Annotated in this window: 16 protein-coding genes and 1 riboswitch; of the genes, 10 read left to right on the plus strand and 6 right to left on the minus strand. The window is 36.4% G+C overall.

The window, feature by feature from the left end:
• Nucleotides 1-9: 9 nt before the first annotated feature.
• Genes CVD27_RS04025 through CVD27_RS04040 form a run of 4 tightly spaced genes read left to right on the plus strand, consistent with a single transcriptional unit; the run spans nt 10 to nt 4,209 of the window.
• On the plus strand, nt 10-1,035 hold the full coding sequence (locus tag CVD27_RS04025) for a Gfo/Idh/MocA family protein (protein ID WP_101646593.1): 1,026 nt from the start codon (nt 10-12) through the stop codon (nt 1,033-1,035).
• A gap of 50 nt (nt 1,036-1,085) precedes the next feature.
• A complete protein-coding gene (locus CVD27_RS04030) occupies nt 1,086-1,847 on the plus strand; it encodes a sugar phosphate isomerase/epimerase family protein (RefSeq protein ID WP_101646594.1) in 762 nt (253 codons plus the stop codon).
• 58 nt (nt 1,848-1,905) lie between these two features.
• Nucleotides 1,906-3,069 carry a Gfo/Idh/MocA family protein gene (locus tag CVD27_RS04035; protein WP_101646595.1) on the plus strand — a complete coding sequence of 388 codons (1,164 nt, stop codon included), beginning with the start codon at nt 1,906-1,908 and terminating at the stop codon, nt 3,067-3,069.
• 45 nt (nt 3,070-3,114) lie between these two features.
• Entirely contained in the window at nt 3,115-4,209 is a 1,095-nt protein-coding gene (locus tag CVD27_RS04040) for a Gfo/Idh/MocA family protein (protein WP_101646596.1), read from the plus strand.
• Between the two features lie 77 nt (nt 4,210-4,286).
• Here the strand turns inward: CVD27_RS04040 and CVD27_RS04045 are convergent, their stop codons facing one another.
• Together CVD27_RS04045 and CVD27_RS04050 are read right to left on the minus strand one after the other, a co-directional pair.
• Nucleotides 4,287-5,516, minus strand: a complete 1,230-nt coding sequence (locus CVD27_RS04045) for a DUF438 domain-containing protein (RefSeq protein ID WP_101646597.1) — start codon at nt 5,514-5,516, stop codon at nt 4,287-4,289.
• 16 nt (nt 5,517-5,532) lie between these two features.
• Nucleotides 5,533-5,757 (minus strand): DUF1858 domain-containing protein, encoded by a 225-nt coding sequence (locus tag CVD27_RS04050; protein ID WP_101646598.1) that lies wholly within the window; start codon nt 5,755-5,757, stop codon nt 5,533-5,535.
• A 320-nt stretch (nt 5,758-6,077) separates the two neighbouring features.
• Here CVD27_RS04050 and CVD27_RS04055 point away from each other — a divergent pair, with 320 nt between their 5' ends.
• Together CVD27_RS04055 and CVD27_RS04060 are read left to right on the plus strand one after the other, a co-directional pair.
• A complete protein-coding gene (locus CVD27_RS04055) occupies nt 6,078-6,551 on the plus strand; it encodes a hypothetical protein (RefSeq protein ID WP_101646599.1) in 474 nt (157 codons plus the stop codon).
• Nucleotides 6,552-6,706: 155 nt separating this feature from the next.
• Nucleotides 6,707-6,842: riboswitch (cyclic di-AMP (ydaO/yuaA leader) on the plus strand.
• A 191-nt stretch (nt 6,843-7,033) separates the two neighbouring features.
• Nucleotides 7,034-8,863 carry an APC family permease gene (locus CVD27_RS04060; RefSeq protein ID WP_142384072.1) on the plus strand — a complete coding sequence of 610 codons (1,830 nt, stop codon included), beginning with the start codon at nt 7,034-7,036 and terminating at the stop codon, nt 8,861-8,863.
• 162 nt (nt 8,864-9,025) lie between these two features.
• Here CVD27_RS04060 and CVD27_RS04065 read toward each other — a convergent pair whose 3' ends face one another.
• Nucleotides 9,026-9,895: a cation diffusion facilitator family transporter gene (locus tag CVD27_RS04065; RefSeq protein WP_101646601.1), complete on the minus strand. Its 870-nt coding sequence runs from the start codon at nt 9,893-9,895 to the stop codon at nt 9,026-9,028.
• Between the two features lie 287 nt (nt 9,896-10,182).
• Between CVD27_RS04065 and CVD27_RS04070 the strand changes: the two genes are divergently transcribed.
• The 3 genes from CVD27_RS04070 to CVD27_RS04080 all read left to right on the plus strand — a co-directional run bounded on the left by CVD27_RS04070 (nt 10,183) and on the right by CVD27_RS04080 (nt 11,825).
• On the plus strand, nt 10,183-10,404 hold the full coding sequence (locus CVD27_RS04070) for a DUF2642 domain-containing protein (protein WP_101646602.1): 222 nt from the start codon (nt 10,183-10,185) through the stop codon (nt 10,402-10,404).
• Nucleotides 10,405-10,609: 205 nt separating this feature from the next.
• On the plus strand, nt 10,610-11,512 hold the full coding sequence (locus CVD27_RS04075) for a DUF2935 domain-containing protein (RefSeq protein WP_101646603.1): 903 nt from the start codon (nt 10,610-10,612) through the stop codon (nt 11,510-11,512).
• A 169-nt stretch (nt 11,513-11,681) separates the two neighbouring features.
• Entirely contained in the window at nt 11,682-11,825 is a 144-nt protein-coding gene (locus CVD27_RS04080; protein ID WP_101646604.1) for a YjcZ family sporulation protein, read from the plus strand.
• Between the two features lie 248 nt (nt 11,826-12,073).
• On the opposite strand, the gene CVD27_RS27890 is transcribed toward CVD27_RS04080, so the two are convergent.
• Both CVD27_RS27890 and CVD27_RS04085 read right to left on the minus strand, forming a co-directional pair.
• Nucleotides 12,074-12,235: a hypothetical protein gene (locus CVD27_RS27890; protein ID WP_180960139.1), complete on the minus strand. Its 162-nt coding sequence runs from the start codon at nt 12,233-12,235 to the stop codon at nt 12,074-12,076.
• Between the two features lie 211 nt (nt 12,236-12,446).
• Nucleotides 12,447-13,451, minus strand: coding sequence for a DUF3231 family protein (locus CVD27_RS04085; RefSeq protein ID WP_101646605.1), 1,005 nt, complete (start codon nt 13,449-13,451; stop codon nt 12,447-12,449).
• Between the two features lie 200 nt (nt 13,452-13,651).
• Between CVD27_RS04085 and CVD27_RS04090 the strand changes: the two genes are divergently transcribed.
• Nucleotides 13,652-14,158 carry a CBO0543 family protein gene (locus CVD27_RS04090; protein ID WP_101646662.1) on the plus strand — a complete coding sequence of 169 codons (507 nt, stop codon included), beginning with the start codon at nt 13,652-13,654 and terminating at the stop codon, nt 14,156-14,158.
• A gap of 215 nt (nt 14,159-14,373) precedes the next feature.
• On the opposite strand, the gene CVD27_RS27895 is transcribed toward CVD27_RS04090, so the two are convergent.
• Nucleotides 14,374-14,520, minus strand: a complete 147-nt coding sequence (locus CVD27_RS27895; RefSeq protein WP_180960140.1) for a hypothetical protein — start codon at nt 14,518-14,520, stop codon at nt 14,374-14,376.
• Nucleotides 14,521-14,603 lie beyond the last annotated feature (83 nt).

Consider the following 14,603-nt stretch of genomic DNA (forward strand, 5'->3'; position numbering starts at 1 on the left):
GAGGTTTATGTGCTAAAAATCGCCGTGATTGGACTCGGAGATGTTTCAAGTATTCATATAAACGCCATTAATCAACATCCTAACGCCAGGTTAGTGGCTGTTTGTGATATTGATATCAAACGTAAAGCGATCGTACCTAGCGTAAATTTTTATTCAAATTATAAAGATATGCTAGAAAATGAAATGCTGGACTGTGTTCATATTTGTTTGCCTCATTACCTTCATTATCCGGTGACTAGAGCCTGTGTGGAAAAGGGGATTCATGTTTTTCTTGAAAAGCCATTGGCATTGAATACTGAAGAGGGATTGGCACTAGTAAGACTTGAAGAGGAAAACAAGGACCTAAAAATAAATGTGTGTCTTCAAAACCGTTTCAATGAATCATTTGAAATGCTTCAATCGATGGTTGATAGCGGCAAATACGGCAGCATCAAAAATATTAAGGGTTTGGTCTCTTGGGCAAGACCAAAATCTTATTATGATGATAATCCTTGGAGGGGGAAGCAGAAGTATGCCGGTGGAGGAGTGATGATTAATCAATCCATTCATACCTTAGATTTAATCCAGCTCCTTGGAGGTGAAATTGATCGTATAAGAGGCTCTATAGATCAGTTGCTAGATTATGGAGTTGAAATAGAAGACACTGCAACAGCTAGAATTCATTTCAAAAATGGGACGAAAGGATTCTTTTTTGCCACGATTGCCAATGGAAACAATTCCAGTGTTGAACTACAGGTCATTCTTGACGGACAAAAACTAACCATAAAGGACAGCATTCTATACAAGCAAAATGAAATGGGGAAAAAGATAGAATTGATTGAAGATACAAAGATGCCAGGCTCCAAATTCTATTACGGCGCCAGTCATTTAAAATTAATTCATAAATTCTATCAAAGTATTATTGAAAACACCCAAGATTATGTCCATGCCAAAGATGCCCTTCCTTCGCTCCGGATGATTGACATGATCGTTAAATCTTCTGAAAACAAACAAGAAATAAAAATGGAAAGTTTAGAAGCACTATTTAATAAGTGAGTGATCACAAGATTTCTTATTTATGCGATAAATAAAAGGGAGAGAGCAGGATGAGAAATAAGTTTGCTTCACAATTGTTTACGGTAAGAGAAGAATTAAAAAGGGGTATTAGACCCGTATTCAAAGAACTAAAGGAAATGGGATGGGCTGCTGTTCAATTGTCTGCGTTACCACCCGGATATGATCCAGAAGAAGTTGCGGCAGCACTGAAGGAAAACGATCTAAAAACTGCCGGTATCCATATTTCCATTGATCGGCTGTCATCCGATCTTGATAGTGTCCTAGATGAAGTAAGCTTATATCAAACAAAAGATATTGTCTGTCCCTTTCTCCCAGACTATTTAAGAAACCATGAAGGCTATCAAAAAGTGAAGACATTCTTGAATGAAATTGCCATTCAAGCACCAGGATATCGCATCAGTTATCATAACCATGCCTTTGAGTTTGAAACAGAAATAGAAGGGAAATCTTCGTTAGAGTATCTCTTAGAACCAATAGCCGACAATAAAATTTTAGCAGAAATTGATGTATTCTGGGTGAAAAAAGGCGGTAGAGACCCTTTATCATTTCTTCAGCCTTATGCCAATAGAATGCCGATTATTCATTTAAAGGATATGACCATGGATGAACGACAGACGTTTGCTGAAATCGGAACAGGTGCCATTGAGTTTGCTCCTATCCTCGACTGGTGTGAAAAATCAGGAGTCGAATGGTACGCAATAGAACAAGATGTCTGCCCAGGCAACCCAATGGACAGCCTTCAAAGAAGCCTAGAAAATCTAAAATTATTACTAAAGCAATTTCAAAAATAAACACAGCATTTAATCAATAAACAAATAGATTAGGATAAAGAAAAAGGAGTTGAGAATTTTGGATACGGTTAAGATTGGCATTATCGGAATAGGCAATATGGGCAGTTCACATGCCATTTATCTAAACAATAAAGAAGTGGACGGAGCCTTACTAACAGCAGTGTGTGATCATAACCCAGAGAGATTACAATGGGCTAAAGAAACCTTAGGGAAGCAAATTCAAACATTTGATGATACGGACTCATTTTTTGAATTCGCAGACATTGATGCAGTCATTATCGCAACCCCGCATTATGATCATCCATCATTGTCGATTAAATCCCTTGAAAAAAATCTTCATGTGCTGGTGGAAAAGCCTGTTGGTGTCTATACCAAAAATGTCCGTGAATTAAATGAAGTAGCGAAAAGAAGCGGAAAAGTATTTGGCATTATGTTTAACCAACGTACCAATCCTTTATATCAAAAGCTAAGAGAGCTGGTTCTAGGCGGAGAGTTAGGAGAAATCAAGCGGACGAATTGGATTATCACTGATTGGTACCGCTCTCAAAGTTATTATGATTCAGGCGGCTGGCGGGCAACTTGGGCCGGTGAAGGAGGCGGTGTCCTTTTAAATCAGGATCCGCACCAGCTTGATTTATGGCAATGGACGAGCGGATTAATGCCCAAACGAGTCCGTGCGTTTTGTGGGTTTGGGAAGTTCCATGATATCGAGGTAGAAGATGATGTAACAGCTTATGTGGAATATGAAAACGGAGCAACAGGTGTTTTTGTTACTTCTACAGGGGACGCACCTGGAACCAATCGCTACGAAATATCAGGCGATCGGGGAAAATTAGTGGTGGAAGATGGAAAGTTAACCTTTTGGCGATTAACCCAATCAGAAAGACAATTTAACAAAGAATATAAAGGCGGCTTTGGTGAGCCAGAATGCTGGAAAATTGATATCCCGATTAAAGGAACAGCCACTCAGCACAAAGGGATTACCACTAACTGGATTCAAGCGATTCGTTATGGTTCTGAATTGATTGGACCTGGTGTAGAAGGAATTAAAGGATTAGAGATTTCCAATGCCATGCATTTATCTGCTTGGATTGATGATTGGGTTGAACTTCCAATCAACGAGGAACTTTTCTATTCCAAATTACAAGAAAGAATCAAGTCATCAACTTTTAAAAAGAAGGAAGCCGTAAACCGGACACTTAATGTTCAAGGAACTCATTAAAAAACTATATGCTGAAGGGTAATTTAACGAACGGAGTTGTTAAAGTTGGATAAACGAGACGGAATGAATTATGCACCAAAAGGAAAGGTGAATCATGTGGTAGGAAAGGGCGAATTCCCCTTTGCAGCGATTGGTTTAGATCATGGTCATATTTATGGAATGTGTAACGGGTTAATCGAAGCTGGAGGAGAACTAGTTTCTGTATATGATCCCGACCCTGAAAAGGTAAAAAGATTTTGTAACACCTATCCGAACATCATTGCTGCAGTATCCGAGGAGGAAATTTTACAAGACCCTTCCATTAAACTTGTTGCCGGAGCAAGTATTCCTTCCAACCGTTGTGCTTTGGGCTTAAGGGTACTTGATGCCGGGAAACATTATTTTGTTGATAAACCGGGTTTTACTAAACTGGAACAAATCGAAAAAGCCAAACAAAAACTATCTGAAACAGGGTTGAAATGGGGCATCTATTACAGTGAACGTCTGCATGTCGAAAGTGCCGTTTTTGCTGGACAATTAATTGAACAAGGGGCGATTGGCCGGGTAGTTCAGGTTATTGGAATGGGTCCGCACCGCGCGAATCCCGGCAATAGACCTGATTGGTTTTTTGATACAGACTATTATGGAGGAATCTTGTGTGATATAGGAAGTCATCAAGTGGAACAATTCCTACATTATGCTGGTGCTAAAGATGCAAAAGTTTTACATAGTAAAGTAGCGAATTACAACTTTAAACAATATCCCAAATTTGAGGATTTCGGGGATGCCACTCTTGTAGCTGACAACGGAGCGACCTTCTACTTCCGCGTGGATTGGTTCACTCCAGATGGACTTGGTACGTGGGGCGATGGACGTGTATTTATACTAGGAACAGATGGGTATATCGAAATTAGAAAGTACATTGATGTCGCCAGGGAACCTCATGGAGATCAATTATATCTAGTAAATCATCAAGGTGAAAAACATTATCAGCTCTCTGGTCAGGTAGGCTGTCCATACTTTGGCGAATTCATACTAGATTGCTTGTATGGTACTGAAAATGCTATGACACAAGAGCATGCTTTTAAAGCAGCATCCTTATGCATTGAAGCACAAGAGAAAGCTATCAGAATTGAGGCTGCTGATCGGTCTGTTGTTTAATTGGTTGTATTAATCATCAAAAAACTGGCTCAGAAGTGTTGGTTTCATGCCTTTTGAGCCAGTTTTTGTTATACATGTTAATTAAGAATACGCTTTTCCCCTTGAATTTCCTGTATTGAACTAATATTTTGAGTGAATTCAAGTGTACCAACATACCCACCGTTTTCATCTCTTACTGCAAAATATCGAATATATACATATTTATCTTTAAACTTAATATAAAAATCTTCACAGTCTTTTAGACCTGATTTAAATTCTTGTAATAATTGTTCAACGACATGAACACTTTTTGGCGGATGGCAGTTTTGAACCGTACGCCCAATGACGGCTTTTGTTCGGGCAAAGATTCTTTCTTTCCCGTGAGAGAAATAACGAACCACATCATCTAGGTCGATAAAAGTAATATCTACTGGCAAATGATTTAACATGAGCTCCAACTGCTTTAGTGATAGAATACCAGTTTCCAAGCGAATGTACCCATCGGTTAAGGCATTTTCTTCAATAGATTTGCGTTCCGGCTTCCATACACCTGCAGGTCCTGTTAAACAAAAACCAATCTCATCACTTTCATGAGCAATTTTGACCCATTCGTCTTCCGTTAAGGTCTGCAGGGCCATAGGAAATAAGATGTTTTCTTCTTTAAAGATCATTTCACTGACTTCCCGGATCACAAAGTAGATCGAATCGATTACGGATTGTTTTTCACCGTTATAATTGGTTAATTTCTCTTTTGCCTCTTTAATTGCTGCACGTATTCCGTCATCTACTCCCCACATGACCTGAGTAGGACCCATAATTCCGTATTTTTCTAAATAAGGGAAGAGCAAATTTTCTTTACGGCTATAATGCTTATCAATATCTAGTAATAGATTTAAATCTTCTAGAAGCTTAAACTTGTTTTCGTCACTGTCTTCTTTTTCAAACCGGTCGAAATGTAACTGCAGTTTGAAGTTTAGTAACCTATCAATCTTTGTATTTTCTAATTTAAAGGTATCAATAGGATGCCCTGGTTGTTCTTCGGGCTTATTGGAACGATGAATTTCCTCGATTGAGCCTTTAAAAATAGCCGTATGGACCGAACATAAGCGCTGTACTTCTTCAACCGGAATGCCTTCTTCTTCCATAAGAGCTTGTTCTAATTTAGATATCTCTGCTACAGAAATATTACCGGCGGCTTCTTCAAATCGAGCCTTTACTTCCTCCACACTTTTTCCGTTGTGTAAGTCTTTAATAATTTCTTTTAATACCGTTTGCCGCTCTGATGGAGTAATTGTTTCTTGCTCACGGTTATTAATCATTTCACTCATCCTGCATTCTCCTCTGTTAGTTAATTGTAAATCCATTTTCCCTAAATGTTTCCATAACTTTTTCTAAAGAAATACCTTTCACTCGGCAGCCATTTGGAATAGTCATGATACGGCCAGCCGTTTTTAACATATTTGGATTTGTTATATTTTCAAAACCAGTTTCCTTCATGATTGGAATGATTTCAGGATACTCAGTACATAATTGATAGACTGGGAGTTGGATATTTATTACTTTTGACATCATTTTCACTCCTTGATAGAGGGTGATAACTCTTCTCAATAGGAATATAACACAGCTATACATTTAGAATTGTGATTGGAATCACAAACAAAATAATTAAATACGCAGTTGTTAAAATTATGTGAATTTAGAGCTTCAATCTGACGGGGATAGATAGAGGGGAGAAGAACAAAAAAGTAATCATTGAACATTCGAATGTGACATGCATTTATTTCATACAAATAAATAAATCTTAGAATATTCAAATCGTTGATCAACAACCAATGGCAAATTTTTTAAAAAATAAGGAGGCCACAAGAATATTACAGGAGGGGGTTAGTATGAAATTCACGATACAGTATATTCCTCTTAATAAAATCAAACCTGATGTATCAATGAAAATAACAGAACACATAAAAAAGCTCCAACGGTTAATGTGGGATTGTATGTTTGTGTTGGTTGTCAGAAAAAATCGAAAGGATGGCAGTTACATTATTGTTAGCGGTCAAGATCGATTTGAATCCATAAAAAAACACACGAAAAACATTTATGCACCTTGTATAGTCGATAAAAGTAATTCTCCTCGAATGGTATCGTGGCTTCATCGTATACGAAACAAACAACCCCTTGATGACTTTCCGTTACTACCACCAAGCTGGTCCATTGTTCGATCCTTTTTGAAACAAGAGCCCCGTTTTAAAAAACTATCCCGTTCCGAACAAATTAGAGTTTTACTTATAGCGGCACGATACAAGAAAACGGTGATATATGCTATGAAGACCACTGTGGATGATATTATAAGAAGTTACAAATAAAACAATCTTAATAAGAGGTATAATAAAAAGTAAAAAGCCACAAGAAATCATAACTTGTGGCTCCTTTTATTTTGGAATAGGCGGATGAAATAGGATCACTACATTAACACTTTACAAATTACCTTCTTGGGAGTAATATCTTTTTCATAAGAAAAATTAAATAAAGGCCTAATCCCATTAGGGAACGGAGGACCCAATTTTTGGGGGTTAATTCTACATTGTAGAAGGGATGTTCAACTCTTTCGCCATCCTACCCGTCAGCTAACTTCGTCGGCTAAAGCGAAGGAGGTCAAGAGACCACCTTATTTAAAGGTGCTTTTTTTGTACTATCAAAAAAGGCTTCTTTAGTATTGTGGTCTTTTTATTTTCCAAATTTTAAGAGTTATATAGTTTGGGGGTGTAAATAAGGACAAAACAGGATGTTAATTATTAGATTTCGAAAAAAACAATGAAAAAATGTAAATGGACTGTTTCAGGAGGAATTGATCATGACATTAAAAAGGTTTCTTTTTGGCCGACCTTTAAAATCTAGTGAAGCGGAAGCAGAAAAAATGCCCATGTGGAAGGCATTACCCATTCTTTCATCAGATGCCCTTTCCTCAGTTGCCTATGGGACGGAAATGATTTTGCTTGAACTTGCCACTGTGGGGGCGTTTGCGTTTTCCTTTTCTCTGCCGATTGCGATTGCTATTATTCTTTTAATTACAATTCTAATCGTCAGTTACAGACAAGTGATTGATGCCTATCCGCAAGGCGGGGGAGCCTATATGGTGGCGAAAGAAAACTTAGGAATGATATGGGGCAGATTAGCTGGCGTTTCCCTATTGATTGACTATACATTAACCGTGGCAGTTTCCATATCTGCGGGAGTTTTAGCAATTACGTCCGCATTTCCAGCTGCATTACCTTATATCGTACCCATTGGGTTAATCTTTATCTGGTTCATGGTTTGGATGAACCTTAGAGGTACATCGGAATCGGGGAACGTATTTGCGTTTCCGACCTATTTATTTATTTTTTGTATGCTGATTTTAGTGGGTAAAGGCTTATTCGACTGGATGACTGGCAAGGCACTCGCGGAACACCATATAGCTATTTCAACTGGCTTTCCAGCAGGCTTAACCTGGTTTATATTATTAAAAGCATTTTCATCAGGTTGTTCTGCTGTTACTGGTGTGGAGGCGATTTCGAATGCTGTTCCACACTTCCGGGACCCAGCCCAACGAAATGCCAAAAAGACTATGCTTACTCTGGGAGTGTTATTAGCGATTATTTTTGGCGGGGTAACGGTTTTATCCCAAGCTTATGCTATTCACCCAGACCCATCAGGGACAAAAACCGTTCTATCCATGGTTGCCGAGGATGCATTCGGACGCGGAGTTATTTATTATATTATCCAAATTTCAACGATGATGATTTTAACTCTAGCAGCTAATACAAGTTTCAATGGCTTTCCAATATTAGCTTCAATCATGGCACAGGATAATAATATGCCTCGAATGTTCAGCAATAGAGGTGAGCGTTTAGCCTTCAACTATGGAATTATCACGCTTGGAGTCTTAGCAAGTATTTTATTAATTATTTTTGGCGGCAGAACCGAAAGCTTAATACCGCTTTATGCGATTGGTGTTTTCCTATCGTTTACGATGGCACAAGTTGGTCTCGTGATAAAGTGGCGTAAAGAGAAGTCACATGGATGGCAACGGAAAGCATTCATTAATAGTTTAGGAGCTTTAGTGACCTTCTTTGTTGTCATCATTTTTAGTATTACCAAGTTTGAAGAAGGGGCTTGGATCGTCGTAGTCATCACACCGGTCTTACTCTGGGTGATTACCATGATTAATAAACATTACAAAAATGTGGCTAAGCAATTAAATGTTGATTTAGCTGAGCCTATTCCAACAACCGATACAATCATCATTATTCCGGTAGCGGGTATTCATAAGGTCGTTGTCTCCACCATCGGTTATGCAAAAGCTCTTACACCAAATGTGGTCGCCTTTTATGTGGCTTTTTCACCTGAAGCAGCCAAGGAAATGGAGGAAAAATGGGAAGAATGGAATCCAGGTGTGAGATTAGTGGTTGTTGTATCCCGTTACCGTACCGTGATCAAACCGTTAATGGAATTTATAGGACGGATTGAATATCACTTTGGCGAACAAAAGAGAATTACCGTGCTATTACCTGAATTTTTTACTCGCAAGTGGTGGCATCGTTTATTACACAACCAATCAGCTTTTCGAATCCGAGCTATGCTTTTTGCACGAAAAGACGTCGTGGTTGCTACGGTTCCATTCCGTTTAAATAATTAAATTAAATTATAAAAACGTCCAATGATGAGCTCCTTCTAAACAAGGGAAGATTGAAGTTGCCTCGCTTATGAAGACGAATCTACAAAAAAGTAAATAAACCATATAAAACAAGGGCTCGGAGGTTCACTCTCAGCCCTTGTTTTATATGGTAATTAATACTCATTAATTTGGTTCTACATGTACATGGACATCATAAACGTTATGTTCATTCATTAATTTATGTTCCACTTCCGTGGCAATATTATGGGCGGCTCGAATATCTAAATTAGAATTAACTAAGATGACAATATCGACTACCACGTTGTTTCCATAATTTCTTGCTTTTATATCTTTTACGCCTTTCACACCATAGCAATGATTAATCGTTTCTTTATATAATTCTATTAATTTCTCATCAAATCCATCCGTTAAATGATGAGAAGCTTCTCTAAAGATCTCCCAGCCTGTTTTACAGATAAGTAATCCGACGATTATGGCAGTTAAGGGGTCAAGCCAAGGGAGTCCGAACTGTGTTCCCATGATTCCAATAAAAGTTCCCACGCTAACCCATGCATCTGATAGATTATCCTTTGCAGCTGCCATTACAGATTGACTATTAATATTGTCCGCCAACTTTTTGTTATAACGATAAACAAAATACATAACGATTGCACAACCAAGACCCGTCCAAGCAGAAAGTAAATCTGGAGATACAATTCTTCCAGCAAAAATACTAGTAATCGCTTCATAAGTCACCTGTAGTCCGACAACTAACATAATAAATGAAGCCACCAATGAAGCAATCGTTTCGGCTTTCCAGTGTCCATAAGGATGATCATCATCAGCTGGCCGCTGCGATAATTTTAAACCTATCAGTACTGCGATAGAGGCAATTATATCAGTGGCATTATTTAATCCATCTGCTTTAAGGGCTTCAGAATTGGCCATATAGCCAACAATTAATTTTAATGAGGATAAACAAATATAAGCAATGATACTAACTATTGCTCCACGTTCACCACGTTTAAGATCTAAATATGCTTGTTCTTCCATTTTTTCTTCCCCCGACTTTTCAATCCTTTTCCATTATGAAACACAAATATCAAGTGGGTCTAGAGAAACCTTTTGTCTCTCTTCTAACTAATTGACAGGGGTGAAAAAAAGTTTCGTTTGGGAAACATTTAATAAAATAAAATACTTTATTTTAATAGTAGTATTTCTCTCAATTGTTTTTTTCCCAATCAATTAATATAAACAAAAAATTAATTTTGCTTGTCCACAAATGTACAATCCCTCCTTAAATGATATTCATATATAAATTATGATAGGGGGTGAAAACTATGAGTAATCAAAGCTTTATGCGTTTTGCATCTGAGCTTGTAGGTGAGGAAGTAGAAGTTATTACAGATAATGGAACTTTTACAGGGACTTTGGAATATGTAGGCTCTGATCATCTAGTATTAGTAACTAGAATCAGAGGTCGTCGAGTTAGATTAGCTATTCGAATTGCTTTAATTATTGCTCTATTCAGTTTACTAACTGGACGTGGCTTTACTTTATAATGAATACTAGAATAATCTAAAAATAAAAGGCGTTTTATAGTTAGGCTAAGGAATACCTAGTATAAAACGTCTATTTTCTTGGAAATACAATACCACAAACATAGCAATTATAAAAATTTCATAAGAATTTTTACCCTTGTCCCTGACATAATCCTCAAAAGGTGCAAATAACATAGTTGGGAGTGGAGTTTAGGGAGGGGATGGTATGCAATTCCAGAGGCAACTTCCTGGGCATGTTAGCGTGGATCAATTTAATCAGATGTTAGTTGCGCCCGAATCATTTGCTGCAAAACCCGAATCATTAACTGAACAACTATTTGTTGAACGATCCCTTACTGAAAATAGATTTTGGCTTAGAATTATGAAAGAGCATGCCTTATTTTTAGGTGAGGGGTTTAATCGGAAAGATACTCACCTCATTCAGCAGACAGACAGGTTTCATACTTATTTTGAACAACAGGAAAAAAAGGCTTACCAAGTACCAAATAATGTTGGTCTTGTAAGAAAATTAAACGAAGAAAGTATTGAATTAGTTCATGGATTTCGCAATTTTAAAAGAAATCTTCTGATACTGATTATAAATTGTAAAATTAGCGGATTTAATTTTCCTTTGCTTGTCGACCATATTGCACGGGAAGCAGAATATTTTATGAGAACTTTAATGAAGTTTAATCAGGGGATTTTAGACCCCATTCAGGATGCTATCATTAGTGAGAATGTGTTTTGGCTGAGAATCATGATGGAACATTCTCGTTTTATAGCATCACTGCTCGACCAATCCGAAAGGAATTTAGTTAATGCCGCACGGAAATTTGGAGACGATTTTGAAGTACTTTTAAATCAAGCAAGAGATGTAGAGTCAATGCTATATCAGAAACAGCCTACGTACCCAATCATTGGAAAAATGAATAAGGACAGTGAAAATGCGGCTCAAGAAATTCGTGCGTTCAAGCAAACAGGACTTGATTTAATAAAATCATGCCAAATTAGGAATGTAATAAATCCATTATTGGCAGACCATGTAGTAAGGGAAGCTGATCATTTCTTATATATGATTCATGTCCTTGAAGAGAGGTTAAATGCAAAAAAGATGAGTGAACAGCATTAAAGAAGGAAGATGGAAACGCACAGTACTCTTCTGTGTGTTTTTTAATTCTTCAAATAAATCTGTTGGATAGGTATTTGCTTGTATTTTTACAAAAAACTAATGAAAACGCCCTTCCGCTTCTTTATTTTTTACATAAATTGTATTGAATAAATAATAAGGAGGCCTATATATGTTTGGTTATGGTGGTTTTGGAGGATATGGCGGTTGCTGTGGTGGTTATGGTTATGGAGGTTTCGGTGGTTACGGCTGCTTTGCTTTAATCGTTGTATTGTTTATCTTGTTAATTATCGTTGGAGCAGTAATCTGCTTCTAAGAAAATTTAATAATGTATATCCCAAAAGCCCTTTATGGGCTTTTTTGGGTTATAAAAATTTTTTTTTATTTGGCTCAGCACTTGTCTAATCAGTTTGATACTCCTGTACATATTTTATATTACACCGTAGCCATAAGAACATAAAAAAATTACCTCCCAGGAACACCTGTTTATCAAGCAGGTGTTTTCATATTCTTTCATTATTTTAATAAAAACATAATGTCATAAGTTCTCAAATCTATATATAATTATTTTAATACTAATTTTTCTATTTGGTCTTCGCTGACTAAAATGACTTCATCACCGACTAATATTTCTAAGTTTCCGTTTTTATAATCAAAAATAACTTTACACTCAAAACCTCTGTAAATGACTGCTTCTAAGCTCAACTCTTTAACACCTCTTCTCATTTTTAAAAATGGGACAAATAAAATTGTAACAACATATCTCTATTATTAAAACATTTTCTTATCGACATCTTCGGTCAAATTTCTTATTTCCCATCGAAATTTTAAATAACAAATGCTTTTCATGATGAAATTATTTGAAAAATGAAATGAGATAACCCGTAAATCAAATAGATTTGCGGGTTTTTTAAAATACTCCAAATAGGAATTTGGTTTATTTTTTTATAATTTTCGGTCTGTCCTCCATTTGAGGCGGTTCCTCAAACCAGCCGTTTTTGATCAATAATTCTATCCCTTCATGTCCGTATAATAAGATATCTTTTGATAATAATGACAATTTCATAGTAATGTCAGTTCGAAGACTAAACATTGCCCCAAAGCTGCTTCCTACAAGTCCAAACCCATTTAATAAGCAAATGCAATACATCATCAGTTTCTCAGAAAAAGGAGGGAAGGTTGAAGTGGTTACGATACTGCCAGAAGTAGCAGAGAAATGAACATTTGCCTCTAATAAAATTTCTTCATATGTTTGAATATGTTTTTTTGCCAGTTCTAATCCTTTAATAAAATATTTTCTAACCTTTTTATTCTCCGCACATTGCGCAAAACCAGTAATCAGCTGCAAGCCAATATTATTTGTCTCAATACCATGATGAAGAATTCCTAATTCAATCGTATTTAGAGACCTCTTATCTCCTAAAGGCTTGAAACCTTTCATATAATTCGTGTTTTTTACAAATTCCACTGTTTTTGGCAGTGTTACATTAGGCGGGAGGGTTAGGATACCTTTATTCAATAAATAAACAGTGGATAATTTATAAATCCTCTGCGTGACATTTGTGAGACCCTGGTAAATCGCCATTACATCTTTTCGATACGCCATATTCATATTAATGGTATATAGCCCCATACTTAACTCTTTTAAAATCCGAAGAAACATAATGTCGAATCCATTATCGTATAGTTTTGGTGCTTCCAAATTAACATCTTCTTTTCTAAATCCCATTGGAATCACGATGCCATCATTCTCAAACAGAGTTTTAATCTCATTTACGTAGAAATGTAATTCCTGCCAAAGTCCACCCATTAAATTTTTTGCTTCCTGGTCATCGCTCTTCTCGATGAAATATTCTAAAATCCTAAGAATCATTGTTTTTTCTTGGTATGTAAGCCAAAGTGTCCCTAATTCAGAGGCACTAATAGGGTTTTTCTTTTCCAAAGCAGATTATCCTCCGATTTTTTTATTTAAAATTTGCCCATATAAAAATAAATTATACTGAGGTAGTTTTTTTATATGAACCAACTCCAGTTTCTTAAATTGGCTTTTAGGCTACGAAGATATATTTATTGGAGGTAGATGAATGGGATCGTGATATATTGGGAAACTATGTTAAAAGCAGTGGAAAGGGTAGTAAGGGAATGCACGTTACTATTGCGATTCTAACGATTTTGGCGTCTTTTAAATGGGCAAACTGGAAAAACTGGAGAGCATACCATGCTAGTATGTTTTTTATTTCCACTGGTGGATTATTGTATGAATATATCGTACAAGAAAATACGTTATGGAAATTTCATCCTGATATCTTATACGGACATCATATGGTGGTTATTGTCTATGCAGTATTAACGATGCCAGTCAGTGTCTTAATATTTCTTTCCCATTTTCCACCAAGCTGGGGCAGGCGATTTATTTACATATTGGTTTGGTCTGGAATGTATATTTTCGTTGAGTGGATTTTACTTGTTTTTGAAAGAATTTCCTATCAGAACGGTTGGAGATTATGGTTTTCATTTTTATTTGATATAATGATGTTTTCAGTTATTGCAATTCATCAACATAAACCATTCCTTGCCTATCTCATCTCACTTCCTATTATCTTTTTCCTAATCATATACTTTGATATTCCTTTTAAGTTTGCTAAATAAAGAAAAAAACCTTCATTAAAAGGTTTTTTCTTACGGTTTTTGCAGAAATTACAAAGCTTAAGTGATTACCATGTTCATAATAAAAAAGGAAGGAAACCGAGTGCATGGCACTGAAGTTTCCCTCAAGAAAGGTATTAGGCAAATCTATTATATGATTTGAGTTCCATTTATTCCAAGTGCTATGTTAGATTATCTGACATATTTTTTATTTGCATTCATTTAAAGTCTGAGGAATCCGTATAATCGTAACGAATCCCGTCTCTTTGAGCATCAGTTATTTCTTTAACCTGTTTTCTATTGGTTTGTTGAACCTCCTCGTTATTGTTCACATGGTTCATTTGTTCATTTTTTTTTGATTCCACCAAAGCAGGCCTCCTTAATTGAATTTCTACCCCAATATTTTATCTGGAAAATAAATTATTATTCAGAGCTCTATGTAGAGTAA

The organism is Neobacillus cucumis (assembly GCF_002860255.1).
GTDB lineage: Bacteria > Bacillota > Bacilli > Bacillales > Cytobacillaceae > Neobacillus > Neobacillus cucumis_A.

Coding starts and splice junctions, on each gene's coding strand:
- CVD27_RS04070 (WP_101646602.1), top strand. CDS start 10,183: ATGAGTAATCAAAGCTTTATGCGTTTTGCATCTGAGCTTGTAGGTGAG.
- CVD27_RS27890 (WP_180960139.1), bottom strand. CDS start 12,235: ATGAGAAGAGGTGTTAAAGAGTTGAGCTTAGAAGCAGTCATTTACAGA.
- CVD27_RS04055 (WP_101646599.1), top strand. CDS start 6,078: ATGAAATTCACGATACAGTATATTCCTCTTAATAAAATCAAACCTGAT.
- CVD27_RS04075 (WP_101646603.1), top strand. CDS start 10,610: ATGCAATTCCAGAGGCAACTTCCTGGGCATGTTAGCGTGGATCAATTT.
- CVD27_RS04080 (WP_101646604.1), top strand. CDS start 11,682: ATGTTTGGTTATGGTGGTTTTGGAGGATATGGCGGTTGCTGTGGTGGT.
- CVD27_RS04050 (WP_101646598.1), bottom strand. CDS start 5,757: ATGTCAAAAGTAATAAATATCCAACTCCCAGTCTATCAATTATGTACT.
- CVD27_RS04030 (WP_101646594.1), top strand. CDS start 1,086: ATGAGAAATAAGTTTGCTTCACAATTGTTTACGGTAAGAGAAGAATTA.
- CVD27_RS04065 (WP_101646601.1), bottom strand. CDS start 9,895: ATGGAAGAACAAGCATATTTAGATCTTAAACGTGGTGAACGTGGAGCA.
- CVD27_RS04090 (WP_101646662.1), top strand. CDS start 13,652: ATGCACGTTACTATTGCGATTCTAACGATTTTGGCGTCTTTTAAATGG.
- CVD27_RS04045 (WP_101646597.1), bottom strand. CDS start 5,516: ATGAGTGAAATGATTAATAACCGTGAGCAAGAAACAATTACTCCATCA.